This is a genomic window from Paracoccus sp. P2 (assembly GCF_046335115.1).
In the GTDB taxonomy this organism is placed as follows: Bacteria; Pseudomonadota; Alphaproteobacteria; order Rhodobacterales; family Rhodobacteraceae; genus Paracoccus; species Paracoccus pantotrophus.
On sequence record NZ_JBGOSN010000014.1, the window covers coordinates 83,379 to 108,102 of the forward strand.

The window sequence follows — 24,724 nt, forward strand, 5'->3', positions numbered from 1 at the left end:
TCAGTTCCTGCCGATGCTAAGCTCGACCGAGATGGCCAGCACCGTCATGGGCAGCGGATAGTCCTGCCGCAGCGTCACCGTTCCGTCGCGGTTCCATTGCGCCGGCACGGTCAATTCGTGCATCCCGGTCCAGAGCGGGATTTCCTCGGACAGATCGCCGCCGGTCTGCACCAGCTCGCTTTCCCGGCCGTCGTCGGTGACGACCTTGATGCCGCGGGTGTTCTCCATCTGGATCCGAACCGCGCTGACGCTGTGCGGCCGGCCCCGCGCCGATCCGACATCATCGAACTGGATTGCTGGGGGCAGAGTCTCCAGCTCAGCGGAGAAGGGTAGACCGACATGCACCTTTGCCGCGGCGTGCGGCAGGGTGACCGCGCCATCTTGCACCGTCAGGCCGGTGATCACGTCCCCGTCGGCCAAGGCGACGACCTCGCGCCCCTCCAGGTGATCCAACCCGGAAATCGTGGCGGCCGGTGCCCCGGCATAGGTGATGCCGCAATCCACGAAAAAGGCATCGGACGCCGTGGCAAAATCCCTGTCGTCGAACCGCTCGACATAGCGCCGCTGCTGGCCGTCCACCTCGCGCCGCACGATCAGATAGGTGGCGTCGCTGGCGCCCTCGGGGATGCAGGCCACGCTTTCGACCGCGCCGTCGATATCCATCTCGGTCCACGCCCAGACCTGATGCTCGCGCTTGTAGGTCAGCGCCAGCAGCTTGCCATTGTCCAAGGCCACCCAGATGATCGACCAGGGGTTCTTGGCCATGGCCCAGCTGACGATGCGTCGGCCTTGAAGGAAATGCGAAGCGAAAATGGTCAGATCGTTGCCAGAATATCCGTCGCTCTCGTAGGTATAGCGCAGATCGCGCACGCCGCGCCCGGAACGGTCCACAAACAGGACCGTGTCATCCGCCACCAGCGGCTTGACCGCCGCGCTTCCGATATAGCCGTGCTGCGTCACGATGGGGTTAAGCGCATCGAACCCGCCATCCGGCCCCGTCACCGAAAATTCGCCCGCGCTGGTGAACACCAGCAATTCGCGCAGCTGGAGCATCGCGCGGATGCGGTTCAGCTGCTCGCCGGCCATGTCGAACTCCGCCCGGTCGGATGAGGTCATGTTCTGCGACCGCGTGAAGTTCAGGTAATCCGCGACGCGCGAAAGCCAGATCGTCTCCGGTTGCTCGTCGCTCGCGCCGAAGGCCAGGCGCTGCTGGTAGATCGAGACGACGGAGGGGTACTTGCCGGCTTCGTCGAAAAGATCCGCCTGGACCGGCGGTGTAACGGTCGTGTCCGGCGAGATATTGTCATCCCGGAAAACCAGCAAGGTAGTGAACCCGATGTAGCCCGGAACACCGTTTCGCATCCGATAGACTCGATACTCCGACGCGCCGGGGACCGAGGTATATTCTATCTGGTTCCAGGCTCCCTGCTCCCCTAGATAGCCCGCGTTTTCCACCAGTCCCACCGGCGAAGGGAAGCCTTCGACACCATCCACCACGGCGGAAACTCGATACCGATAAATGTCGCTACCGCTGCCGCTCGACGTGCCGGAAGTGATGGTGGGGCTCGGCACCGTCGGGTTGATCGGAACCGTGGCGATGCTCCAATCCGTTTCGCCATTGCGCATGATCCGCCGCGGCGCGACCTCACGGTGCGCGGTAAAGATCACATCGACCGATTGCACAGCATCCAGCGCCTGGGCCTGGTCCGCGGTCCAGGGCGTCGCGATGGTGTAATCCGCCCCCCCGGATTGCAGCCGCGCGCCGTTCTTCACGAACCCCATCTCGTTCTCGCCCAGGATCAGCACCGAGGCGTCATCCGCCTCGCGCACGAAGGGCAGAAGCCGGTGGCGATATGTGCTGTCCATGACCTCGCAGACGAAGCGCAGGCCGGGCCGGTTGCTGACGCCGCCATGGGCGTAGACAAAGCAGTTGCGGCCCTTGCGCAGGGCTGTGTCATAGCGCGCCAGGTCGATGCGGCCCCACAGCGCCGGACCAAGGACGCCAGAGGCGAAGGAGGGCTGGATCCGAGCGGCGGGCATCAGAATCCCCTCACGGTCAGTTGCATGGGATAGAAGGTCTGCTCGGTAGACGGCCGGCTGTTGAAGTCCATCGTCATCGCCTGGTTCAGCAACTCCTCGGCCTCGCGCTTGGCGCCCGTGACCTTGGCGGCGTCACGGGTGATCGGCATCGCTATGGCGGCGGCCAGATGCGCGGCGAGGGCATCAGCGAAGCCAGAGGAAAATATGGTCGGATCGATCACATCTCGGGTGTATTCGATCACGGCCCCCGGCACGTCGGAATAGATCGAATCCGCCGTCACCTCGCGCAGCGTGTCGGGCGACTGGCCCATCTGCATCGCCATGCGCGCCGCGGTCGGGTCGTTCACCCAGCGTATCGCCGCCATGTGTCCGGGCCGGGCGTAGCGATAGGACCACGCGCCGGCCCGGTCGTTCAGCGTCTCCTCGACCAGCTTTTCGCGGCGCGAGGCAAAGACCCAGGGCCAGCGTTCCAGCAGCGACCGGCGGATGCGGTCATAGTGCAGCTTGCACTGCTCGGCCTCGGGCGAGGTTTCCTCGAATGCCGTGATGGTCCTGGAGCCGAGATAGGTGGTCAGCGCGACATTGCAGATGGCGATGGCGGATTGCATCGTGGGCTCCGGTTATCTCGGGTCGATCCACAGCCCCGCCGCCTGGAGGGCGATCACGGCGGCGGCATAGTTCATGGCGAGGATGATGAGCATGGTGGCCTCCATGGAGAGCCCGGCCCCGCGACAGGACCGGGCGGCCGATCAGTCGGCGTTCAGCTTCTCGGTGATGCGCTCGATCATCGTCTCGCGCTTCATTGCGTGGTGCGGCTTCTCGCCCATGACTGTCTCATAATGGGCACGCAGCACCTCGTCCGGCATGTCCGCCATGTCCACGGCACCGCCCGCCGCCTCGGGCTCCGGCGACTGCCCCGTCGCCTCGCGGACCTCGGCCTTGGTGGCCTCGCGCATCCAGCGTTCGGAGAACAGGCCCGCCTCGATGCGAAACGGGCCGTCCTGGGGCTCGTGCCAAAGCCGGTCGGGAGACTGCCCCCGCGACTTGGCCACGACCCACATCTTGCGCTCATCAGCCATTGGTCTGGAGCCCCGCAGCGATGCCAGCCGTGATCTTGCCCGCAGTGGGCGTGCCGACCACGACGTAGTTCAGCCGCATGTAGCGCTGATCCGCGCCGAACGGGATGACCGGCACGGGGAACTTGTAGCCCGCCTTGAGATCGGCGACCGCGACGGCCGGCGAGGACGCGACGACCTTCGGGCTGGCGAAGGTATTTTCCGTCGCGGTCTGCACCTGCACCGTGACGCTAGTGCCGCCGTCGAAGTCCTCCACGACCTGCACCAGCAGCGGAACGTCGTAATTGCCGCCGATGTCGCGGGTCAGCTTTACCGGGGACAGCACCGGCTGCGCCGTGTCGCCCAGGTCGATGTGGTTCGTCGAAACGGCCGTGGCGGTCAGGGCCTGCGCGTCCGAGAACAGGTTTTGTGCGTCGAGATGCATGGCATCCTCCATGTCGAGATTATGGTGACGCCCGGCCCTGCGCGGACCGGGCCTGTTCTTACGGGAAGGTAATCGCCGCCTCGGCGTTGCTGATCGCGTCCAGTCGGCGCACCGGCATGTCGCCCCACATGGTGACGCGCTCGCCGGCGACTTCCTCGACGCGCAGCTGGACGTTCTTCTTGTTCAGGGCCTGCTTGCGCAGGAACTTCGCCACGGTGCGGCCGACATAGATGACGGTCTTGCCCTCGACCAGGTTGCCCTTGCTGTCGATACCCACGCGGCTCGCCGTGTCGATCATCTCCTCGGCGTCGATCATCAGATCCAGGAGGTCCGCGCCGGTTGCCGCGTCCTTGGTCAGCGCCGACACGTCGATGTTGCAGATCCGCGCGTTGCCGCGCCAATCGCCCACCGACAGGCCCATGTCCCATTTAAGGTGATCGACCAGGGCGCGGAACTTTCCGCTGCCATCCTGCGCATCCCAGAGCTGGGCGCCCATGTCCTTGTGAGACAGGCCGGCTGCCGAGCCCTTGGGATACAGCAACGTGGTGGCGCGAGGCCCCCAGGTCACGAACCAGATCGAGGTGTTGTCGGAACCCGTGCCGCCGGCATTGATCAGCTGGCGGCCCGAAGCCACGGCGGGATCGTCGTAACGCACGTCCAGCCCCATGAACCCGTCGGGGGTCACGGCGGTCGAGCCATAGATCATGTTGCGGGCCATGAACTGGTTGAAGCCCTCGATAAGGCCCGACATCTCGGACGCGCGAAACGCCGCCTCGTTGCCGTTCAGCTTGGCCAGCGCCTCGTCCACGACCGAGAACTCCTCAGCCATGCCGGTCGTGTCCACGACCTTTGCGGTGGTGGTCTTGCCCTGCTTGACGCCGGCGTTGTAGCGGCGCCATGCCGGCTCGGGAATGCCCGTGCGGATGACGTGCTGGTGCTTGGTGCCGTCGTTGCACTCGGTGAACACCGCATCCTTGAGGATCGGGTTCGATTTCTCGGCAAGCTCGATGATGTTGGCGATCTTGCCGTCCGGGTCGGTGCGCGACAGAATATCGACAAGGCCCGGATTCTTCACGTTCAGCTCGGCCATGGGTTAGTCCTTTCCGTTGCCGTTGCCATAGAGTGCGTCGGCGAAACTGCGACGCGTCGAAGTGCCTGCCTGGCCGGTGACGATGGCGGTATCCGCCACCATCTGCCCCACCTTCCAGAAGGCGCGCACAACGTCCGGGTGGCTTCCCAGCCCCGTATCGTCGAGCATCTTACGGAGTTCGGGAGATCCGACCGCCTCCAGGCCCTTCACGGCCGTGGCGACATTGGCGTCGTATTTCTCGCCTCCGAACTCGGCATCCTTGCGCAGGTCGCCGGCCCAGGCATCCAGCTGGGCATTCCGCTGCTCCAGCATCTGTTTCTGGGCATCGCCCGCGACACGCGCCTGCCGCATCGCCGCTTCGGTCAGCGCCTCGCGCGCCGTGGCGTTCGGATTGGCCTTGAGCCAGGCGTCCATGTCGCCAGCGAAGGCATCGAAATCGGCCTGGAATGCCTCGGCCCCTTCCGGCGCGGCAAGCGAGAAGGCTTCTGCGCCCGCTTCGGCGTCGCCGGCCTTTTCGGCATCCTTGCCCTCGGCGGCCTCTTGCTCGGCGGCCGCGGCGGCATCCGTCACATTGGCGTCGTCCCCTTCGGCGGCGGTCGCCGCGGCGGCTTCGGTGGTGTCGGTCGAGGCATTGGCTTCCTCACTCATCAGCTTGTTCCTTTTCGACTTGCTGTTCTGCGGCGAGCTGAATGCGGTCCATCAGCTCGGCATGCTCGATCTGCATGGCGGCGAAGGTGCGCACGTCATGCGGGAAGATGCGTTCGTTCAGGATCATCAGCCCGACCTCGCGCTGGCCGGCCCGCAGGCCGTCCAGGTCGGTGCCGAGGTGCGTCTGCGCGAACAGGTGGCAGCGTTCGAGGATCGACCACATGACCAGACGACCCTCGCGGGTGCGCAGCACGGCGTCCCACGCCTGCCGGACCTCCAGCGCCCGGCGCTCCGCGATGATTTCCGCGATCCGCTCGGTCATAGCGCCGCCCCCCGTTGCAGGGCGTCGATGCCGTTCAGGTTGGCCTCGCTGAGCAGCTTGGCTGCGCCCGCCATCGGCTCTGCGGCCGCCACTGCCTGGGCTTGCGCAGCGGCGCGCGCCTTGGCGTCGCGGACCTCGCGCAGCTCGTCGGGCGACAGCAGGATGCCGGGCGGGCCGCCAACCTGGTCCGCGAACTCGCGCATCATCTGCTCGCCGTCGATCATGTCGATCACGTCGGGCTTGATCTGCGCCAGCGTGCCGGCGAATCCGATGGTCCGTTCGATCGCACCGATCCCGATGGCTTTCTGCGCCTGGGCCAGCAGCGAGATGTATTCGACCTTGATCGGCTGGCCCACGATACCCTCGGGCGCCTCGGGCAGAATGTCGGCCTCCTGCATATAGGCGAACGTCGCCTCGATCAGAGGTTGCAGAAGCTCATGGTCCAGGCTTTCCAGAACCGGGCCCAGGGCCATCAGCTTTTCCTCGTGCCGCTCGGCAATCTCGCGCGCCGTGATCTGGCTGCGACCGTCCAGCGCCAGCGCGGTCATCTGGAACAGATCCTTGTAGAACGCGACCTCGACCCGGCGCTGCGTTTCCTGGATGTCGAGCAGCAGGCCCTGGATATCCGGCCTGACTTCATAGGCCGGCTTGATGCCGCCGGTGGAAAGATCGGTGGTCGCCATGGCCGTGAAGCCGCCTGGCACGTTCTTGAAAAACATCGCGCCCTGCGTCGGCCCGCCGATCAGCGGCGGGTTGTGCATCTTCTGGATCGCGATGGCCTTCTGTTCCTGCGACACCTGCAACGAGCGGGCGTCGCCGAGGGCGACCATGCCGGGAGACGACGCCGACCAAGCCTCGCCCTCAACCTGTTCCCAGCGCGGCGCCAGAAGCGGCTTGACGCGGTGCCCGCCGATCTGGAGGAACTGACCGCCGGGCGCATCCTTTTCCCAATAGATCGAAGCCCAAGCTCTGCCGCTGGCCTGCATGGCCTTCGGGTCGCCATCGGCGCGCTTGTCGATCATGTGGCATATGGTGAAGGTCTGGTAATACTCGCCCGTGTCCCAGGCGCGCTTGACGTGCTGCGACACGCCATCCAGCCCCCAGGTTTCGACGATGCCACGCACCGGCATCTTGATCTCGCGGTAAAGCGCGGTGACGCGGCCGTTGCCGTCCTCGCCCAGCCGGAAGCGCCCGACCTGGAGATTGTGGCCGCGCACCACGTCCTCGAAATCCGGGACGATCAGGTTGGCCGCGGTGCCGTAGAGGCCCAAGTCGCCATAGGTGCTGTCGAGCATGCGGTAGATGTTCGACCCGCGCATGACCTCATACATCCGGCGCTGGACTTCGTGCAGCCAGTCCTTGACCTCGAACTCGGCCTCGTCGGCCGTCGAGCCGCGCAGGCCCAGGCGGAACCAGGGGCGCGACGGCGAGGTGACGCCCGACATCAGCCCGGCGCGCAGCGTGCGCAGGGCCATCTGGGCGGTGTTGTCGAGAATGCGCTTGTTGATCGAGGAATCGCTGCGCCGCTCGTTCGCCTCGAACCGCCCGCGCGTCGGCTGGATCGCATCCCGCAACTCGCGGAAATGCGCCTGCCAATAGTCGAACTCCTGATTCATCGCCTGCCGGCGATAGTCCAGGGTCTTGCGCAGTTGCTGGTTGACGACGGCGGGCATGGACGATCAGGCCCCCAAGATGGTCTTTTTACCGTCGGGCGCGTAGCTCTGCCCGGCGGTGTCGGTCAGGATGGTGCCCTGCCGGCCCGATTTGGACCGGGGGCGCGAGGCGGTGTTGAACACCGGAGCCTTGCTGGCCTGGTATTGTGTCGGTTCAGGAACGTCCGGGCTTCCGCACATGATGACCTCTCGTTTTCGTCGAGGGCATCATGCGAGGCTGGCAGCGGGTGATATATGTTGGCCTAACGCCAATCCCGCACGAGGCGGGTTGAGCGGGTCAGGCATGCCGCCTCCTGTCAGGGGGTTAGACCGTGGTTCCCGTTGCATCGACCCAGGCGGTGCCGTTCCACCAGATCGGCTTGCCCAGCGTTGTATCGGCGTATTGCTGCCACAGGTAAGGGCTTCCGGGCCTGCCCCCTGTCCCGCCGGAATTAACTATATTGATAAATCGCCACGGAGACCACGCGCTTCCGTTGTTCCAGCGGGCTGCAATTTTTGGATCAAGCGACCCATCAACGGCATAGGCAATCTGCCAATAAACGCCCGTAGTGTTCAGCTTCAAATCGACAATATATGTGCTACTGTCTGGTTTATTGGCGGTCGCTCCTGTTGCGCGGACGCAGCGACGGAAAACGGACACCGTGTCAAGGTCGCTGGCTACTGGGGGCTGGACAGTGCCGCTCAACGCACCGTGTCCGGTCAGCATAACCTTGCCATTGCTGGCATCAGTGTTGCTGGATACGACCCCGGCCCCGCCGTATTCGCTGGCCTCGACCCTACCGAAGCGCGACGGGAACAGGCCCTTACCACGCTCCGATCCGAATGCCGAAATCATGCTGGACGCGCCATTCGGCCCGAGGCGCAGCGCCATCTGGTTGCCCTGCGGGAAATTGGCCGAGGGCGGCGTCAGGCCCCAGGTAATTTCCGCATAGACCTGTGCAGCCGGGATGGTCGGGGAGATATAGGCGCAGGCGCGGCCATCGTCGTCTGGATATTGGGTCAACTTGCCCCGCAGATCGACCATCATCTGATCGCCCACGAAAATGGCATTGCCCCAGCGCGGAGTATGGCCGGTTTGTTCCAGCGATCCGTCCAGGATGACGCCGCGCGCGTGGCCGAACACGACCCCAGCAGCGGTGCCACCGAAGTTGTTGTAATCGGTGCTGCTGCCATGGAGCTTGGTGTTACCGAACACCATCAGACCGACACTGCCCATTATGACTGGGATGCTGGACAGGAATGTGCCCGGCGAGCATTCGCAGCGCAAATCGTGAATGCCGATGTTGTCCGACCTGCCAATATTAAGGTCGTCGTCGAAACTGTCGGCCCAGATCATCGGGCTGAACACAATCAGGCGGCCGGTGAAATCATCCCTGATCGTGTCGGCAATCGTGATCGTGTCGCCAGAATGACCGACGATCTGCGTCGAGAGGACGCCCCGGTTGCCACCGCGTCCCTGCGCGTTGGCCTCGATGATGGAGATGTAGCGCCCCGTCAGGTCTCCGGTGAGGGTGGCGGTCATCTCCACCGTGTTGGTCCCGGCCAGTCCCGAACCCCGGATCGCCTCGAAGGAAGCGCGCACACCAGTCTTGTCAACTTGCGGAGCAACGGCCAGGGTGATCTGCGTCGGGCTGTCCACGCTGTCGATGACGGACCAGTGATTGAGCCGCGTGTTCTGATCGCTTAGACCGGCAGCAGCTAGGCAGAATTGCCGCCCGACATGATCTGCGGTGAATATCGGATGGCTGGCCGTCACCACCGCGCCGACGTTTGAAAACGTGACGTTGGATGCGATATGCCCCCACTCGCCGCCAAACTCGGTTGGCTCATACCCTGTCCGGGTGACAGTAACCCGGTTGAAATGGCCGTTCATCACGCCATCGAACATGATGCCATGGTTCAGCAGGCTGCGGACGACCAGACCGTCAACGCGCGGCTCGGTCACGAGTTTTATCTTGACGCCCACAGGATCGGTGGCCAGAGAAGTTTCTCCGGTCAGCGTGATGGTCCCTAAAATCTCCGGGAAGAAAGCGTTGCCGCCCTTTTGCTCCCACCGGAACATGACCTTGGGCACCGGATAGGTGATGCCGCGCTCGGCATATAGCCCCGAGGTGCGAACCGCCGCCCGGCCAACCCAGTTTTTGCACTGGAAATCAACGCCAGACCCGCGAATGACCGCCTTACATCTACCGTTCGCCGCGCCGGTCATATCCCATAGTTTCTGCGCGAAATGCTCGGAGAACAGTTCATCGCACACCGCGATGGTGACGGGCGGATAGACGAGTTCGCCATGCCGGTCATTCGCCGCTGACCACCAATTGATGAAATCGTTGTGCATGGCCTGCACGGCCATCGTGTTGGCGATTTCGTTTTGGGATGCTATGTCGCCAGCCAGAACCGCGTCATATTCCGCCGGAGACAGGAAGATCGCCAAGTAGTCAACCAACTGCCACCGACCGAAGTCGCGCCGCGCCTGCACCTGCTTCGCCTCCGTCGCCTTGGCGTCGGCGGCGGTGGCTTTGTTGTCGGCCGTGACTGCCTTGGCGTCTGCCGTCGCGGCGGCGCCGGCTGCGGCGGTTGCGACAGCCTGGGCCGATGCCGTCGCCACCTTGAGCGCGGCCGAATCCAGCGTGGCGAACTCGGGAACGACCTTGAGCAGAGTCACCGACACAGCGACGCCCGCGCCCCTGGCCCAGATGATTTCTGCCCCTTTGACCGGCCACATCATCGAACCGTTGAGCGAGTGTCCGCTGGCCACATCGCCGCGGGGCGGCTCGCCATCTGCGACGGCCAACTGGACCGCGCCATAGGCGTCGATCATCGCCATGGCCTCTCGGCCTTTTGCCTCTGCGATCTTGACCCAGCCAGAGGACAGGATGATGCGTTTCGTCGCGCTGGCCATCAGGTCACCGTCAAGTTGGTCGGGGTTGCGGCGCTGGCCCAGAGGTGCTGGGCGGCGACCAGGGGCAGATCGGTCTTGCCGGTGACGCGGTGGCCGGTCTGCGGAGGGATGTCGGGCGGGATGGATTTTGCGCCCACCGTGACGGCCAGGTTGAACTGCCCCGCGCCCTCGATCTTGACAACCTGTCCGTCAGCGCGCCCGCTGGCGATGCGCGTCCAGGAATTGCCCACCGTGAAGTTCTGCGTCGTCGCCATGGCCCGCCCGTCGTTGGTCAGGCGCAGGATATGGGCGGCGCTGGGGGCGATATATGTTGAGGGTCAGCCCCAGACCGGATGCCATTCCTCCTGCGCGCGGGCCTCTTGCTGGCGCTGGATCGAGCGCGGCACCACGGGATAGGCGAAGGTCAGCGCCAGCGCGTCTGCCTCGTCCGGGCTGGCCACGCCGCGCTTCTTCATGTCCGATTTCTTCTCCAGCTCAATCGCGTTCTGCACATCGAAGCTGTAAAGAGGCCCGGTCAGGTCCATCTCAAGGTCGCGGCTGTCGGGGATGCAGCCGCCCGAGCGCAGCCACTCGCGCATGGTCGCCCACATCTGCGCGCGCTTGTTCCGGCATTTCGGCACGCCCTCAATGGCGCGATCAGCCTTGCCGCCGAAGTTCACGCCGACGACGCTGTATCCCATCTGCCGGCAACGGTCGATCACGCCACCGCCCACGCCGCCCTCGTCGATGAACACGGCATCAGGGTGCAGCCGGTCAATCTCGGCCATGACGCGCGCCGCGACCGCCATGGTATCGGCGCCCTTCATGATGATCGGCGGCTCGGTCTTGGCGTCCCTTCCTCGTCGCGCCCAGATCACGCTGCGGTCATCCCCGAAGCGCGCAACGTCCACGCCCAGCACTAGCTCGTCGCCGATGGTCGGGTTCGGCTCACGCGCCATCGCCTCGCGCACCAGACCGCCGCCGATGAACTGCATGTCGGATTCGGCCTCGTAATCGCCTTCCCAGATGTGGCGATAGCGGGCCTCGTCGCCGGCGAGGTCAAGCAGACGTTCCTCCTCCAGCTCGGGGCCGCGGAAGGGGTTGTCGCGCCAGTTGGCCTCCACCACCGTGCGGCTGTCCTCAAAGCGCGGGTCCTGGCGCATCATCACGTCCACAGGGTCGGAGCGCAGGCGGGGGTTGTAGGTGAACCAGATCTGCGACCCCGGCTTGCGCAGCGTCGGGCGCAGCATGTCGAGCGGCCCCTGCCCCGCGGTCGCGGCTTCCTCCCACCAAGCGATGTCGAAGCCCTCAAGAGACTTGATGTTCTCGGCGTTGAACTCGTTCATCCCGTTGAATGCGATGATGCCGTTGCCCGGCGTCCTGATGATCCGATCCGATTCCACCGGCCTGATAGCCTCTGCTACCCCGAGACGGGCCGCCGTCTCGACCAGCAGCTTGAACACCGACTGGTCGAGGGATTTTTGCACGTCGCGCAGGCAGATCGACGAAAGGCCGGGCTCCGTCAGGTGGCGCACGATCATGTGCATGGCCCGGTCCCAGGACTTGCCCGACCCGCGCCCGCCCCAGGCGCACAGATACCGCCGCTTCGACTTCCAGAGCGGGGCAAAGACCTTGGGCGGGCGAACGTCGAGGATCATGCGTCAGGATACCCGACATTGCGGCAGGATTGGATTACCTCGTCCACCAGCAGGATATTCTCGTCTATTTTTTGCTGACACCGACCGCGCGGAAATAAATCGGAAAGATCAGTCATGGAGGATCGCAGGTCTAGGGCGCGCCTCATCTTTTCGCGCGCCTCATCCGGGGACAGCATTCCCGCGCTGAGGCGCCGCAATAACGCCCTGCACCGAATGCGGGTGAGGATAATCATCACCGTGATCAGAGGCCATAGGATAATCATTCCTCGTCCCCCACGAATTTCACCTCGACGCGCTCGATCTGCACGCGGCCGTTGATGTCCAGATCCAGCTTGTCCCCGTATTTTTTCGGCTGTCGCTTGCCGGCCGTCCATTTCAGCGCGTCGATGGCCGCACGGGCTGCCTGAGGGTCCAGCTTGCCCGCCAGCACGCGGTCCACGATGTCGCCGATCTTGTCAGCGTCGGCGTCTGCTTGAGCTTCGCGCGCGCGCGCGTAATTGGCCTGGAAATCTGGGTCAGCAGCCAGCCACTTCATCACGGTCGTATACCCCGGCATGCCCTTCTTGCGCAGGTGCTGGAGCAGGCTTGATCCGCTTGCGATGGCCTCGCAGATGCCGGCCTTGTGCTTGGCTATTTCATCGACGCTGTAGGCCATGATTACACCCCTCCGTCATGAAGCTGCGCGACCTCCTTGCGACATGCTGAGCACATCCGCAGGCCGTGATCTATGTTGGCCGACACGCCGCACCGCATGCAGCGCCGCACGGGCCGCAGGACACGCCCCGCATCGGGTTTCAGCACCCCGGCGTCGCGCATGAGCCTCGCCGCGGCGAGCGAGCCGTATTTGTTCGAGATGCGGGCGCGCAGGCTGTTGTGCGTCACGCCGTGCATGCGGGCGGCCTCGGCATAGGTCGCGTCCGGCGTCGCGATGATCCATGCCTCGGCGTCGTCGATGGGTCCGGTCTTGTAGGGCGGCGCCATGGTGGTCATGCTCCTGCTGCGGCTTCTAGGGCTTGAAGGCGCGATACGATTTCCCGCCTTCTGGCGAACGCTGCATCACTGTTGCTGCCCCGCAGCGCGCCAAGTTCTGTCACGAGGGCCTGCCGCTCAGCCTCGGCATTCGGGTCGGCAAGGGGCCCATTCGGCTTTGATCCCAGTTGCGCCGATGCTGGATCCCGTCGCTTTGCAGCTGCCAGTTCGCCCATACCTGCGGTGAACCACGACCACCTGTTCGGGAAGAACCCCGGAACCTTGGCCCGCTGCTTGTCGAGCATTTCGCGGATCTTCCCGTCCTGTTCCGCCCTGGTAAGCCCAAGAGCGTCCCACTTCGGCAGCTCAGCCATGTCGGTCGTCTGTCCCGTGAACCTGCCATCCGGCCGGATCACACCGTCAAGTCCCATAAGGCGCAGAACCTCGTCCCTTCGCCTTGACCGCTCGTCGGCGACGACAGCCTCGCGCGCAGTCGTTGATGGTTCCTTGATGGTTCCTTGATGGTTCGGCGGAACCAGGGTTCCGGGTTTTGTGTCGCCACGTTCCGGGTTTTGTGTCGCCACATTCCCGGTTTCTCGTTCCGGGTTTCTCTTTCCCGGAATGTCATTCCCGGTTTCTCGTTCCGGGTTATTGCCCATCAGGACGCGGTAACGGGACTTCCCGCCGCGACCTCCGCCAATCTTGACGGCGATCCATCCTCCGGCCTCCAGGCGCCGGACAATGCCCCTAGCCCCGCGTTCGGTGACGCATGCCTTGGTGGCGATTCCGATCATGCTGGGATAGCACCAGCCAAGATCGTCGGCGTGGTCTGCTATGGCAAGCAGGACCAGCCTTTCTGTCGGATCGGTCGGGCCGTTCTTCCAGACCCATGCCATTGCCTCGACGCTCATCCGTAATCGTCCCCCCAGACGCTGTTGGTCGCGAGGGCGCAGCGGCAGCGCGCGGTGCCCGTCTCGCCCATCCGCTGCTTGGCGACGATCACCTCCAATTTTCCGCGCGCGGCATCCATCTCCGCTGCCCACTTGCAGATGTCGTCGGGCGCGGCCTCAGGTGCGGGCTCTCGCTGTGCGATGTAGTATTCCGGCCGGTAGCAGAACAGGATGTTGTCGGCGTCTTGCTCAAGCTGGCCGGATTCGCGCAGGTCGGACATGACGGGCCTTTTGTCGTCGCGGCTCTCGATGGCACGAGAAAGCTGCGACAAGGCTATGACCGGGATATTCAGGGATACGGCCATCCCCTTGAGGGCGAGCGAGATAGCGGTGATCTGCTCGTATCTGGACTTTCCTGGCGCGGTCATCAGCTGGGCATAGTCCACGATCAGCAACTTAAGGTCGGTGGTTCTGGCAATCTGGCGAACACCTGAAACCATGGCGCCGATGTCGGAGAATTGGCGGGGTAGGAAGTATATCGGCAGATCGCCCAAGCCGCGCGATTGCTCGTAGAGCGTGCGCATCTGATCCTCGGTAAGCGCGCCGCGCCGCATGTCGATGTAAGGCACGGCAGAACCCGACGCTGCCGATGCTTCGGACAGCGCGCGCATAGCCATGGCCTCTGGCGTCATCTCCAGTGACGCGATAGCCACCCCCTGTCCCGCGCGCGCAACGTTCAGCGCTATGGACAGCGATACCGCAGACTTGCCCATGGCTGGACGGCCGCCAAGGATGGTCAGTTCTCCGGGGAAAAAACCGGGGATGATGCTGTCCAGCGTCGAGATGCCCGACTTGACCAGGTGCGAGTAATCGCCCCGATAGGCCATGAGCGTCTGGTCCATCGACTGAGTGACGGCGCGCAGCATGGACATCGGGCCAGCGCTGTCTCCGATCTGGCTGGAAGCCAGCATGGCGGTTTCGAGCCGCGCCGCCACATCCGCGGCCTTCATGTCGCCCCGCGCCAGCGATGCGGTCGCCTCGGAAATAGCCGCCTGTATCTGCCGCTTGCGAGCTAGTTCGGCCAAGGCCTCTGCATATCCCTTGACGGACGCGGGACCGATCGAAGCCGCAGCAAGACGGACCAGGTAGCGCCCGCCCCCTAGCACTTTCAGCCCCTCGTGATCCACCATCGTCAACCCGACCGTGACCGGATCGGCCAGAACGCCCGCGCGGTTCTTCTCGATAAGGGTGGTGAATATCTCGGCATGGACCGGGTCAAAGAACAGATCGGCGCCGCCGAGACGGTCGACCTGTCCGGCCAGTTCAGGCGCCAGCAGAAGGGCACCAAGGATCTGCTGCTCAGCCTCGACCGAGAACATGGCCGGTGCCTCATCTCGGATAGGGGTAACGGTATTCATTCCGCTGCCTCCGGTTTTTGGTTGGTGGATTTTTCCAGAAGCTCGCGCGCCAGATCGCCTATGCTGCGGAACGGTGCGGGCGGCCGCTGGGGTTTCTGTTCAGCCATCAAACCACCTCCACCTCGACGATCACCGCGCCCGCCTTGCACCGCTCGCCGCGGATCGGCTCTTGCAGCTTGATCCTGCCGTCATCGATGCGCAGCACCGCCGCCAGCGCGTCCCGGGCGCCCTTGTTCGCGGTCACGACATTGTCGTCGTCGACGGTGGTGACGGTGCTGGGCGGGCAGTAGATCAGCGTCATGCGCAGCTCTGCGTCGGCCGGGATGCGGGCCTTGTGCCAGCCGGCCTCGCGCGCCAGGGCATCGGTCACGCGGCGCTGCGCCTTGACCAGCTTCGCCCGCTTGCGCCAGTGCAGGCGACTGTTGGCGGAAAGCTCGCTGGTCTTTGCCCATGGGAGGGTGACGCGGAGAATCATGACCTGGCCCTCACCACTGCCGGGAAACGGTTCTGCGCGTCGAATCTGAACCACGCCGCGTTATCCTTGCCGGGCGTGCCGTTGCCGAGCCACGAGACGCGACCGATAGGCACGATGTCGCTGCACTGGTCGATCAGGCGGCCGAAATAGCCGTTGGCGGCGAAGTCCCAGGGGAGCAGCACCCAGGCCGGCGCGATGCCGATCAGGTGCTTGATGATGGATAGCGCCGGGTCGCCCTTTCCGCCGGTGACAGGCCAGGGAACATTCGTCACCCACAGGTCGACATCATCCGCCGCCTTGATATCGGCCACGGCCATCGCCTCAATGCCCGGCCCCTGCGGCTCCAGGTCAGATACCCAGACGCAGCGGCCCGCTGGCCACAGATCCCGCAGGTGCCCGATCAGCGCCCCATCGCCTGCGCAGGGCTCGCCATAGCGGGCCCGTGGCGGCAGATACGGGACGAGCGGCACCACCGCTTCGCGGGGCGTCGGCCAGAAGCCACGCGGGCGCTGGGGAAGGCCGGGGGTTCGCTTGCTCATCAGCTCAGATTCCCAGCCTCGCGCGATAGCTGGACCGCAGGCTTATCCCAGCCGCCCCCCCCCATTCGCCCTTCCTGACGATGGCGCCGAGGTCGCGCACCAGGCCCTTTGGATAACCCTTGCGCTTAGCTGCGCTGGTCGCGTCCTTCTGGGCGTCGCTGTAGGGTTCTCCGACGACATAGCCATCGGCATAGAGCCGCGCGAAATGCTCCAGCTCGCGCTCGGTGGCGTCCCAGAGGCGATCCTTGACCGCCAGATCCTCGGCCGTTTCCTTGAACTTCATCTCAGGCCCTCCGATTGGTTGACGGGCCATCCGCCGCGGCTTGGAGGCGCCCAAGCGCCATCGCCAGCCGTTGGCGAATACCCTGTGTCTCGAATGATTTCGGTGCGCGGCACGGGCATTCCGCGAGCGCGACGCGCAGGCCGTGAACCTCGGCCAAGGGTATGCGGATGACGGCATGGCCATCCTCGACGCGGACGGAGGCGGTCATTGCGCCGCCCTCCACGGATACTCTGCACGCATCTCGGCGGGGGTCATCTCACCACTTTCCGCCAGATCGGCCACCGCTACCCGCCGCGCGGCAACCCGCACGCTTTCCTTCGTCACACCCAGCGATACGGCTATCTGCCCAAGAGACTCTCCGTTGCGAGCGCGGCGAAGAATATCCAACAGGCGCTCATCGTCGCGCCGTCCACACGCATTGAACGCCATCACGCCGCCTCCAGCAGCGTCAGCGCCCGATCCACGGAGATGTTGAGCGCCTCGGCGATGTCGGCCAGCGAATAGCCCTGCCCTCGCAGGATGCCGACCATCTCGCGCCGCGCCCGGTCGGCGGGCTTGAGCCGCGCCACCTTCGGCTCCGCCTGGGCCTGGGCCAGTTCCTCGACCCGGACGACCATCGCGCCGGGATAGGGGGTCACTGCCCGCGCCATCGCGGCTTTCTTGTCCGATGCCCGGATGACGTGGCTGATGCGCCCGCCGGCCGCCGTCTCGACGGTGATCTGGAATTTTTGGGGTGATCGGTCAGTCATCAGAGAGTTCCCCGGAAAGTTTTCCCAAACGATGGCGGGCCGAAGCCTGCCACCAGCGCCCGAAGGCGCGGACGTGAGTTGCCGCGACGATCTCCACGACGACCAGGCGGATGCGCAGCCGTCTCATGCGTCACCTGCGAGATGGTGCGCCGCCGCGTCGGGGTTCATCGCGAAGGCATAGCCAACCGCGAAGCCGGACGGCGCGTGGCTGCCCTCCCACCACTTGCGCGAGGTCGAGGCATCGACGCCGAACACCATCGCGGCGTGTTCGGGGCTGTCGAAGCACTCGCGGATGAACGACGACCAGGACGCCGCAAAATGCTGGCGATAGGTCATGGCCTTCCGCTTCGGAGAAAACTTTCCGGGAGACATGCTCTGAAATCCTGTGCTGCTATCGGGATGTGCAGACCCGACAGAAACAGCAGACGAGAAAGAGGGGGCGGCAGCGGTCATCGCGTCGCCTCCTCGGGAGTTTGGGCGGGCCAGAAGTCGTCGCGCGACAGGGGCAATCCCCTTCGCAGCGCAGCATCCAGCACCACCGGCTTCTCTGCGTCTGGAATCGTCCCGCGGACCTTCCAGCCCCGAACCGTCGAGGGCGCCCGCCCCAGCGCGGCGGCCGTGGCGCGGATTCCTCCGAACTTCTCGATTATGGTTTGTGCGTAGCTCATGGGCGCAATGTGCGCTATTTGCGCCCATTATTCAAGCGCATATTGCGCACAGACGCGGCCAGCGTTCTCATGCGATGCAACAAGCATGAGTGATCAGCAGGTTACATATGCGCTCCGTGCGCTACGCGAGGGCGCGAAGGTCGGCGTGCGGGAAATGGCCAGAAGACTAGGCATCTCCCCGAACAGCTACACACACTATGAGAACCCGAACCGCTTCAAGGATCCCTACCTTCCGATGCACTGGGCCGAGAGGTTTGCCGACGCCTTGGAACCGGATGGCGTGCCCAGGGATGCGGTTCTCGCCTTGGCCGGTGTATCTGACGTGCCCAGCGAGGAGAGCCTCGACGCACGCCTATCGAAGCTTCCTGCGGATCGTCGTCAGAGGGTTCTTCAGTATCTTGCCGATCAAGAAGCTCTTCACGAGAGAGAAAATCCAGCACGCGACGCCGATACGACGGAGGCAGGGCAATGACCCGCGCCCCAAAATTCACCCTTTTACTCATTCTCTCCCCTGCGAACTTATGGAACAAACAAAGAACACGTTAAGCAAGAATCCGCCACCGGCGACATGTAGAAAAGGATAGGTGAGGCCATGGTGAAAAAGTTTGTCGATGGCTTTGGGACAGGCGCCTTGCTTGCTCTGGCAATCCTTTTAGCCATAGGAGACATCTACTGGATCTATACCTCGCTGAGGATAGGCAGCTTTTTCATGTTCCTGATTGGCGTTCTCGGGCCGACGATCCTGATCAGCGCCCCGGTCGGCGCATTCGCGCTGATCTTCGGGTGGCCGGCTTGGATTTACTCAATTTTCGGCTGATCCATGACCCGCGACACATCCGCCCGCATAACCGCCCTCAAGGCCGAGGTCGCCGCTACCCAGGACGCGGCTGCGGCGATGGTGGTGACGACGATCCAGGCCATGGGCGCGACGCCAGGGCAGATGCTGCTGATCGCGCGGGAGTATCAGGCGGTCGCGGATGGGCGGCGACGTAGCCGGATTACGGGCATCATCGCGCGGAAGGTTGCGGAAAGGTTGAGGGGCGAGGCGGAAACTAGGGGTGAGTAAAATGAGTGATATTCAACCAGTAAGGCAAGCAATTAAAGTGTTAGATCAGCGCGTCACTGAGATTGAGAGGGCTGGAAGCCCCGATGAGCTGGAGGCCGCATGGATCGGGGTACTTAACGCGTACTATAGTTTCTTTGAAAAATGCAAGGCAATCTCGAAATCAGAAAGTAAATCAGGACGTTGGTTTGAGGGAAAGGTCCACGCCAGACGAACTGATCCCCTGCTCGCCTACATGCACCACGCCAGGAACGCCGAAACACATGGACTGGAAGGGTCCCAAAAATGGGACTCGGGCACATTACTTCTCGGCATTCCGGGAATGGGCGCAAGTGAGTCCATGACCATAAACCTGTCATTCGACCATCGAGGAATCCCAACCGGAACCGTGAGGTCGAATGACGGACGGCCAATCACCGGATATCATGCGCCAGCGCGGATGTATCTGGTTGATGTAATTGATAAAGGAACATCCTTCCCGGTTCCGACAGAGCATTTAGGCAAGCCGTTGTCATCCACTGATCCGTTACTGCTCTCTAAGCTCGTGCAGACATATCTTCGGACAATGCTCGAAGAGTTGACCGCCCTTCATGAATAGCCTGGAGAACCATCTGACAGTAGATGCTGCGCACCAAATTTCTGTGGTCGTCTCTCAGGATATCGCAGTCATATAGCCGGTCAAGTCCAGCCTCAATCATCCCGTCTGTGACTTCAATGTAGCGCAGTTCTTCTGCCATCCAACCCCTTCGCCCGCCTCGCGCGGGCTTTTTCATGCGCGGCCGCCCCGCGCCGGCAGGGGCAGGATAGCCCGGTGATTCGGCGCGCGCTACAGATTTGTGCGCTTTAAGCGCCCGATGTGCGCTTTTTACGCTTGACGCATTGGGCGCATTGTGCGCACACTTCATCTCAACGGCGCACCCCACCGCGCCAGCAGATGGAGCATCCCATGTCACGCCTGAACATCGAGAACTGCGTCGTCTGGGGCACGATTGCGTGCCTGGTCGTCGCCTTCTGGGCATCGGCCGTCGTCTTCGGCGTCCCGTTCGCCAAGCACCTCATCGAAGCCGCGACGCAGCGGCCCGCCGCCTGCGCCGGGCTGAACGGCTGGGACTGCGCGGCCCGTGCGGATGGGGGCTGGTGATGGCGTTCCAGTTCGAGCCCTACCGCATCCCGCCGCACAGCGGCAGCGAGGACATCTCGGACGTGTGGGCCGAGGAAACCGACCCGGAGAACGAGCGCGGCGAGTGCTGCGAGGCGTTCTTCGACGACGAGGTGAGCGGCTACGGCTGCCACAGCGCGCTGATCGCGATCCGTGTCACCGGCGGCGTGGGGGATGACCTCTGGTCGGTGAACCTGCCCCGCGACATGGCGATGAAGCTGCTGAACCCCATGACCGTGACCCGGCTGGAGCGTCTGCGCGCCGACCGGCTGGACGAAGAATAACCCGAACCGGCCGGCGCCCTCCTCCCTGCTGGCCGCCCTGCCCCTGCGGCGCTCCTCCTCCCTGGCCGCAGGGGCGACAGTTTCAAACGAGGTTGAAGATGAGCCAGATTGCACGGGACGAATTCCTGCGCCGCAGGCGCGCCGGGATAGGCGGCAGCGACATCGCCGCCATCCTCGGCCTGTCGAAATACAAGACGGCCTATGACGTGTGGCTCGACAAGCGCGGCGAAGCGCCTGCCGAGGACGAGAGCGATAAGCCCTGGCTCTATTGGGGCTCGGTGCTGGAGGATGTGGTGGCCAAGGAATACGGCCAGCGCACCGGCAGCAAGGTCCAGCGCGTCAATGCCCAGCTGATCCACCCCGAACGCGATTTTGCCGTGGCGAACATCGACCGCGCCGTGGTCAACCCGGATATCGCTGGCCGCGTCTGGTGGAAGGATGGGCGCCTGACCACCGATCGCATCCTCGAATGCAAGACCGCCAATGGTTTTGCGGCGAACCTGTGGGGCGAGCCCGGCAGTGACCAGGTGCCGGAGTCCTATCTCTGCCAGTGCCAGTGGTATCTCGGCATCACCGGCGCCCGCTACGCCGATGTGGCGGTGCTGATCGGGGGATCGGATTACCGGACCTATACCATCGAGGCCATGCCCGATCTGTTCTCCGACATGATGTCCGAGGCCGAGGCATTCTGGAAACTGGTGCAGGACGGCGTGGCGCCCGATCCGCAGACGCTCGCCGACGCGCAGGCGCGCTGGCCCCAGCACGTTGCCGGGAAAACGGCCGTCGCCTCGATCCCGACTGTCCGCGCCATCGAGGAACTGGACGCGATCAAGCAGCAGGCCAAGGCGCTGGCCGAGCGCGAGGAAGCCTTGAAGCTCCAGATCATGGCCGAGGCGCAGGATGCCGAAATCCTGACCGATATGGGCACGCCCATCGCCACGCTGAAAACCCAGAGCGCCACGCGCATCGATGCCAAGGCGCTGCAGGCCGACCACCCCGGCATCGCCGACCTCTACAGCAAGACCAGCAGCTCGCGCGTCTTGCGCATCAAATCCAGAAAGGAATGATCGTGAACACCATGACGAAGCCCGCCACGGCCGTTGCCGTGCAGCCGGAAGGCGCCGCGGTCGCGCCGCAGGACCGACCCGCATTGGGATTCCTCACCCCGGCCAACCTCGGGGAGGCGATGGAGATGGCCAAAATCCTGGCAGACTCGTCCATCGTCCCGAAAGACTTCCAGGGCCGGCCTGGCAACGTGCTTATCGCGTGCCAGTGGGGAGCCGAGCTTGGGCTCCAGCCCCTCCAGGCCATGCAGTCCATCGCCGTCATCAACGGCCGGCCTTCGATCTGGGGCGATGCGATGCTTGGGCTGGTGCAGGGCTCGGGCCTTCTGGATAGCATCCACGAGGAAATCAGCGACGACGGGAAGGTTGCGACCTGCACCCTGCGCCGCCGCGGGCACGCCCAGCCGATCAGCCGCACCTTCACCATGGAGGATGCCGACCGCGCCGGGCTTAGCCGCAAGGACGGGCCGTGGAAGCAATACCCGAAGCGGATGCTCCAGCTGCGCGCCCGCGCTTTCGCCCTGCGCGACGGTTTCGCCGATGTGCTGCGCGGCGTGGCAATCGCCGAGGAAGCCCGCGACACGCCGGTGATGCGCGACGTGACGCCCGATGACGCCCCAGTCAGCACCGCTGAAAAAGTCCGGGCGAAAGTGTCGGCGAAGAAGGCCAAGGCCGAGGGGCCGTCACTGAACGAGGTGCTTGAAAAAATCGGCGCCGCCGCGACCGAAGCTGCGCTGAACGAAGTCGGCGCAGACTGCGGCAAGCTTCCAGACGCAGACAAGGATCAGGCCCGCCGCGCCTATGCCGACCGCCTGGCAGAACTGCGCGCGTCGGATCTGGACCGGATCGAAAGCCTGCTGGCAGCCGAACTGGATGCCGGCGCAGACCTCGACGCCGTGCTGGAAACCTATGCCGAGCAGATCGACGGCCTGCGCGCCAAGGACTCCGGCGCGGCCGAGGCGATGATCGCCCGCCTGCGCGGATAGCCTGAACCCTGCCGCCGCGCTCCAATCGCCGGGCGCGGCCAACTCCCCGGCTGGCCTGTTCGCCATCGCCAGCCGGGGCTTTTCCAGAGAGGAGCCAACCATGCAGGACAACGACACCTATACCGTCGCCGCCGACGAACTGCGTCAGTTCGTGGAGCGGATCGAGCAGCTGGAAGCCGAGAAGCGGGACATCGCGGAGCAGATCAAAGAGGTCTACGCCGAGAGCAAGGGCCGCGGCTACGACGGCGCCGCTCTGCGCCAGATCGTCGCCCTGCGCCGAAAGGACAAGGACCAGGTGGCCGAGCAAGAGGCGATCCTTGACCTCTACAAATCCGCCCTCGGCATGGCCTGACCGGCCCTAGCACAAGGAACCCGTAGCATGAGCAAGACAATTCGCGGCATCTGCGTCGGCGGCAAGCTGGTGGAGGTCGCAGAATGACCCCCATCGACACGGCAGAGCTTGAGCGGCTGGCGGCGAGCATCACGCCGGGAGAGTGGTATGCGCACGAAACGCATCCGCAGAACGCCTGCGCGTATGTATCAGCGCGGCGCGAATTTATGGACCACGAAATTGCCACGCTCTACCATGGCGAGTCCGACAACGCCGGGCTGGATGAAGCGGGCATCTGGGGCGATCATCCCGAGCGCCGTGCCAACGCCCGCGCCATCGCTCTCGTCCCCGCCCTGATCCGCGAAGTCCTCGCCCACCGCAAGGCAGAGGCGTGGCGGCCGATCAGCAGCGCGCCTTTTCATACGCCGGTTATCGTCAAGGTCGGGCAAATGACGTTTCCGGCCGTGTTGAGAGGAAACGCGGCGATGGATGAGAACGGCCAAGATTGCGCCCAATGGCAGGCCATGAACGAGGGCGAGCATCCGCCGTGCTGGTCCGATGGGGCCTGCTGGGCGAGCAATGCTGACGGCCTGACCAGCATGCAGCCGACCGGCTGGAAGCCCGCCACCACCGAAGCCGAAGGAGGCTGCGATGCCGAGTGAAAAAGCACAGCGCTTCACGAAAAAGCCCGTGACCGTCGAGGCCATCCAATATACCGGCGTCAATCTGCGCGAGGTTCTGGACTTTACCGGGAAGCACCCGCGCTGGGAAGAGTGGTTCAAGTCGTTCGAGGATTACGAGGCTCACGTCCATGTTGACAGGGGCGCGTTCAAGATCCTGACCTTGGAAGGGACGATGGAAGCCCTACCGGGAGACTGGATCATTCGCGGCGTGAAAGGCGAGCACTATCCATGCAAGCCCGACATATTCGCCGCCACCTATATTCGCGCCGACCTCTGCGCCTCGGGCCAGCAGGTGCGGGCGCTGGAGTGGGAGCAAGTTGACCCGACTGCGGTCCTTGGGCACGGCATTGAGCCCTGCCAGTATTACATACGCTATGAGGTCGGATTCTGGTGGATGCCCGGCGACGCGGAAGTCGAAGACGCGCAAGAGTTTGATGACCTCGAAGCCGCCAAAGCCGCCGCGCAGGCCGATTACGAGCGCCGCATCCTCTCCGCCCTGACGCCAGCCCCGCAGCCCGAGGGGCACCACGACGATCTGGCCGTGGACCGCTTTGCCGCCGCCATGAAAGCCAAGCTGGCGAAGAAGCGCGCCGAAGGCCGTGGCGGCTGGGAACGCAAAGACGAATGCAGCGCCGAAGACCTGACCTACATGCTCGTGCAGCACCTTTGGAAGGGCGACCCGCTGGACGTGGGCAACATCGCCATGATGCTGCATCAGCGCGGCGATCGGATCGTGCTGGACGGCGAAGCGAAAAACATCGTCCCGCAGCCCGAGGGGGAGGCGGTGCCGGTGGCGTGGCAGGCCAAGGGCAGCGACGACACTTGGCGGTATGTCGAGATGCCGAAAACGGCCCGTGCTGTTGGTATGGAGCTGCGACCCCTCTACGCCACCCCGTCCAGCGCCCACCCGCCCCAGCCCAGCGAGACGGTCGCGGAGGCGCTGAAGCTCGCCGCACTATCCGAGCGGGTCAGGGTGTTGGAGGGGGCGCTTAGCGACATGGTTTCCGTTGCGGAGCAGGATGAGTGGGCCATGGCGATGACAGGGCGCCAGTTAATCCTGAAAGCCGCCCTGCGCGCCCTGAAAGGATCGGACCAATGAGCGCCCTCGAATATGAGCTTGAAGGTCAGCGCGCGAAAAACCGCAAACTCAAGGCAGACCTCGCCGAAGCCCGTGCCGAAATCGAGCGGCTGACGCTTCTGTTGGACTTGTCCAAGAAAACCACAGAAGCGGTTCTGGAACGCGCCAATAAAGCCGAAGCCGCGCGCGACGCAAATGCTAAGTGGCTCGGGGAGTTGCTCGCGGTTATACATCGAGACGGTGGGCATTATCAATCTCAGCACGGTGACGAAA

36 protein-coding genes are annotated in these 24,724 nt (G+C 64.2%); 12 read left to right on the top strand and 24 right to left on the bottom strand.

Annotated elements, in window-relative coordinates:
• From ACDP63_RS11175 to ACDP63_RS11290, 24 genes are all read right to left on the bottom strand, one after another.
• Positions 1 to 2,040 carry a hypothetical protein gene (locus ACDP63_RS11175; protein ID WP_409928044.1) on the bottom strand — a complete coding sequence of 680 codons (2,040 nt, stop codon included), beginning with the start codon at positions 2,038 to 2,040 and terminating at the stop codon, positions 1 to 3.
• Complete coding sequence (locus tag ACDP63_RS11180) at positions 2,040 to 2,648, bottom strand: hypothetical protein (RefSeq protein WP_409928045.1); 609 nt, start codon at positions 2,646 to 2,648, stop codon at positions 2,040 to 2,042. The genes ACDP63_RS11175 and ACDP63_RS11180 overlap by 1 nt, the downstream gene beginning before the upstream one ends.
• Before the next feature lie 141 nt (positions 2,649 to 2,789).
• On the bottom strand, positions 2,790 to 3,119 hold the full coding sequence (locus ACDP63_RS11185; RefSeq protein ID WP_409928078.1) for a hypothetical protein: 330 nt from the start codon (positions 3,117 to 3,119) through the stop codon (positions 2,790 to 2,792).
• The gene (locus tag ACDP63_RS11190) at positions 3,112 to 3,540 is read right to left on the bottom strand and encodes a Bbp16 family capsid cement protein (RefSeq protein ID WP_409928046.1); all 429 of its coding nucleotides are present in this window, start codon (positions 3,538 to 3,540) and stop codon (positions 3,112 to 3,114) included. Before ACDP63_RS11190 ends, ACDP63_RS11185 begins: the two co-directional genes overlap by 8 nt.
• Before the next feature lie 58 nt (positions 3,541 to 3,598).
• On the bottom strand, positions 3,599 to 4,630 hold the full coding sequence (locus tag ACDP63_RS11195; protein ID WP_409928047.1) for a major capsid protein: 1,032 nt from the start codon (positions 4,628 to 4,630) through the stop codon (positions 3,599 to 3,601).
• 3 nt (positions 4,631 to 4,633) lie between these two features.
• Positions 4,634 to 5,278 carry a hypothetical protein gene (locus ACDP63_RS11200; protein ID WP_409928048.1) on the bottom strand — a complete coding sequence of 215 codons (645 nt, stop codon included), beginning with the start codon at positions 5,276 to 5,278 and terminating at the stop codon, positions 4,634 to 4,636.
• Positions 5,271 to 5,600 carry a hypothetical protein gene (locus tag ACDP63_RS11205; protein ID WP_409928049.1) on the bottom strand — a complete coding sequence of 110 codons (330 nt, stop codon included), beginning with the start codon at positions 5,598 to 5,600 and terminating at the stop codon, positions 5,271 to 5,273. Before ACDP63_RS11205 ends, ACDP63_RS11200 begins: the two co-directional genes overlap by 8 nt.
• A complete protein-coding gene (locus tag ACDP63_RS11210) occupies positions 5,597 to 7,273 on the bottom strand; it encodes a portal protein (RefSeq protein WP_409928050.1) in 1,677 nt (558 codons plus the stop codon). The genes ACDP63_RS11205 and ACDP63_RS11210 overlap by 4 nt, the downstream gene beginning before the upstream one ends.
• A gap of 6 nt (positions 7,274 to 7,279) precedes the next feature.
• A complete protein-coding gene (locus ACDP63_RS11215) occupies positions 7,280 to 7,453 on the bottom strand; it encodes a hypothetical protein (RefSeq protein ID WP_409928051.1) in 174 nt (57 codons plus the stop codon).
• A 124-nt stretch (positions 7,454 to 7,577) separates the two neighbouring features.
• The gene (locus ACDP63_RS11220) at positions 7,578 to 10,175 is read right to left on the bottom strand and encodes a hypothetical protein (protein ID WP_409928052.1); all 2,598 of its coding nucleotides are present in this window, start codon (positions 10,173 to 10,175) and stop codon (positions 7,578 to 7,580) included.
• Positions 10,175 to 10,429, bottom strand: a complete 255-nt coding sequence (locus ACDP63_RS11225; protein ID WP_409928053.1) for a hypothetical protein — start codon at positions 10,427 to 10,429, stop codon at positions 10,175 to 10,177. Before ACDP63_RS11225 ends, ACDP63_RS11220 begins: the two co-directional genes overlap by 1 nt.
• 63 nt (positions 10,430 to 10,492) lie before the next feature.
• Positions 10,493 to 11,812 (bottom strand): phage terminase large subunit, encoded by a 1,320-nt coding sequence (locus ACDP63_RS11230; protein ID WP_409928054.1) that lies wholly within the window; start codon positions 11,810 to 11,812, stop codon positions 10,493 to 10,495.
• 259 nt (positions 11,813 to 12,071) lie between these two features.
• The gene (locus tag ACDP63_RS11235) at positions 12,072 to 12,467 is read right to left on the bottom strand and encodes a hypothetical protein (protein ID WP_024844655.1); all 396 of its coding nucleotides are present in this window, start codon (positions 12,465 to 12,467) and stop codon (positions 12,072 to 12,074) included.
• A gap of 2 nt (positions 12,468 to 12,469) precedes the next feature.
• A complete protein-coding gene (locus ACDP63_RS11240) occupies positions 12,470 to 12,802 on the bottom strand; it encodes a hypothetical protein (RefSeq protein ID WP_041530400.1) in 333 nt (110 codons plus the stop codon).
• A complete protein-coding gene (locus ACDP63_RS11245) occupies positions 12,799 to 13,692 on the bottom strand; it encodes a helix-turn-helix domain-containing protein (RefSeq protein ID WP_409928055.1) in 894 nt (297 codons plus the stop codon). The genes ACDP63_RS11240 and ACDP63_RS11245 overlap by 4 nt, the downstream gene beginning before the upstream one ends.
• Positions 13,689 to 15,089 carry a replicative DNA helicase gene (locus ACDP63_RS11250; protein ID WP_409928056.1) on the bottom strand — a complete coding sequence of 467 codons (1,401 nt, stop codon included), beginning with the start codon at positions 15,087 to 15,089 and terminating at the stop codon, positions 13,689 to 13,691. The genes ACDP63_RS11245 and ACDP63_RS11250 overlap by 4 nt, the downstream gene beginning before the upstream one ends.
• Before the next feature lie 106 nt (positions 15,090 to 15,195).
• Complete coding sequence (locus tag ACDP63_RS11255; protein WP_409928057.1) at positions 15,196 to 15,564, bottom strand: hypothetical protein; 369 nt, start codon at positions 15,562 to 15,564, stop codon at positions 15,196 to 15,198.
• Positions 15,561 to 16,103, bottom strand: a complete 543-nt coding sequence (locus ACDP63_RS11260; RefSeq protein WP_409928058.1) for a hypothetical protein — start codon at positions 16,101 to 16,103, stop codon at positions 15,561 to 15,563. Before ACDP63_RS11260 ends, ACDP63_RS11255 begins: the two co-directional genes overlap by 4 nt.
• Before the next feature lie 4 nt (positions 16,104 to 16,107).
• Positions 16,108 to 16,386: a hypothetical protein gene (locus ACDP63_RS11265; protein WP_409928059.1), complete on the bottom strand. Its 279-nt coding sequence runs from the start codon at positions 16,384 to 16,386 to the stop codon at positions 16,108 to 16,110.
• A gap of 204 nt (positions 16,387 to 16,590) precedes the next feature.
• Entirely contained in the window at positions 16,591 to 16,815 is a 225-nt protein-coding gene (locus ACDP63_RS11270) for a hypothetical protein (RefSeq protein ID WP_409928060.1), read from the bottom strand.
• A complete protein-coding gene (locus ACDP63_RS11275; protein WP_409928061.1) occupies positions 16,815 to 17,135 on the bottom strand; it encodes a hypothetical protein in 321 nt (106 codons plus the stop codon). Before ACDP63_RS11275 ends, ACDP63_RS11270 begins: the two co-directional genes overlap by 1 nt.
• Complete coding sequence (locus ACDP63_RS11280) at positions 17,128 to 17,262, bottom strand: hypothetical protein (protein ID WP_323008508.1); 135 nt, start codon at positions 17,260 to 17,262, stop codon at positions 17,128 to 17,130. The genes ACDP63_RS11275 and ACDP63_RS11280 overlap by 8 nt, the downstream gene beginning before the upstream one ends.
• Entirely contained in the window at positions 17,259 to 17,471 is a 213-nt protein-coding gene (locus ACDP63_RS11285; RefSeq protein ID WP_409928062.1) for a hypothetical protein, read from the bottom strand. Before ACDP63_RS11285 ends, ACDP63_RS11280 begins: the two co-directional genes overlap by 4 nt.
• A 113-nt stretch (positions 17,472 to 17,584) precedes the next feature.
• Positions 17,585 to 17,803, bottom strand: coding sequence for a carph-isopro domain-containing protein (locus ACDP63_RS11290; protein WP_409928063.1), 219 nt, complete (start codon positions 17,801 to 17,803; stop codon positions 17,585 to 17,587).
• Positions 17,804 to 17,888: 85 nt separating this feature from the next.
• On the opposite strand from ACDP63_RS11290, the gene ACDP63_RS11295 reads away from it, so the two are divergent.
• The 12 genes from ACDP63_RS11295 to ACDP63_RS11350 form a co-directional block, all read left to right on the top strand.
• On the top strand, positions 17,889 to 18,275 hold the full coding sequence (locus ACDP63_RS11295; protein WP_409928064.1) for a helix-turn-helix transcriptional regulator: 387 nt from the start codon (positions 17,889 to 17,891) through the stop codon (positions 18,273 to 18,275).
• Between the two features lie 120 nt (positions 18,276 to 18,395).
• Complete coding sequence (locus ACDP63_RS11300) at positions 18,396 to 18,620, top strand: hypothetical protein (RefSeq protein WP_409928065.1); 225 nt, start codon at positions 18,396 to 18,398, stop codon at positions 18,618 to 18,620.
• 3 nt (positions 18,621 to 18,623) lie between these two features.
• Positions 18,624 to 18,869 (top strand): hypothetical protein, encoded by a 246-nt coding sequence (locus ACDP63_RS11305; protein WP_409928066.1) that lies wholly within the window; start codon positions 18,624 to 18,626, stop codon positions 18,867 to 18,869.
• 1 nt (position 18,870) lies between these two features.
• Entirely contained in the window at positions 18,871 to 19,464 is a 594-nt protein-coding gene (locus ACDP63_RS11310; RefSeq protein ID WP_409928067.1) for a hypothetical protein, read from the top strand.
• Positions 19,465 to 19,812: 348 nt separating this feature from the next.
• Complete coding sequence (locus ACDP63_RS11315; protein ID WP_409928068.1) at positions 19,813 to 20,007, top strand: hypothetical protein; 195 nt, start codon at positions 19,813 to 19,815, stop codon at positions 20,005 to 20,007.
• A complete protein-coding gene (locus ACDP63_RS11320) occupies positions 20,004 to 20,309 on the top strand; it encodes a hypothetical protein (RefSeq protein ID WP_409928069.1) in 306 nt (101 codons plus the stop codon). Before ACDP63_RS11315 ends, ACDP63_RS11320 begins: the two co-directional genes overlap by 4 nt.
• Positions 20,310 to 20,407: 98 nt before the next feature.
• Positions 20,408 to 21,376, top strand: a complete 969-nt coding sequence (locus ACDP63_RS11325) for a YqaJ viral recombinase family protein (RefSeq protein WP_409928070.1) — start codon at positions 20,408 to 20,410, stop codon at positions 21,374 to 21,376.
• The gene (locus tag ACDP63_RS11330) at positions 21,373 to 22,359 is read left to right on the top strand and encodes a recombinase RecT (protein ID WP_409928071.1); all 987 of its coding nucleotides are present in this window, start codon (positions 21,373 to 21,375) and stop codon (positions 22,357 to 22,359) included. The genes ACDP63_RS11325 and ACDP63_RS11330 overlap by 4 nt, the downstream gene beginning before the upstream one ends.
• A 100-nt stretch (positions 22,360 to 22,459) precedes the next feature.
• Positions 22,460 to 22,711, top strand: a complete 252-nt coding sequence (locus ACDP63_RS11335) for a DUF2312 domain-containing protein (protein ID WP_409928072.1) — start codon at positions 22,460 to 22,462, stop codon at positions 22,709 to 22,711.
• An 83-nt stretch (positions 22,712 to 22,794) separates the two neighbouring features.
• Positions 22,795 to 23,352 (top strand): hypothetical protein, encoded by a 558-nt coding sequence (locus tag ACDP63_RS11340; RefSeq protein WP_409928073.1) that lies wholly within the window; start codon positions 22,795 to 22,797, stop codon positions 23,350 to 23,352.
• The gene (locus ACDP63_RS11345; RefSeq protein ID WP_409928074.1) at positions 23,342 to 24,472 is read left to right on the top strand and encodes a hypothetical protein; all 1,131 of its coding nucleotides are present in this window, start codon (positions 23,342 to 23,344) and stop codon (positions 24,470 to 24,472) included. Before ACDP63_RS11340 ends, ACDP63_RS11345 begins: the two co-directional genes overlap by 11 nt.
• Positions 24,469 to 24,724: hypothetical protein (locus ACDP63_RS11350; protein ID WP_409928075.1), on the top strand; the 256-nt coding region annotated here is incomplete at its 3' end. The genes ACDP63_RS11345 and ACDP63_RS11350, both read left to right, overlap by 4 nt.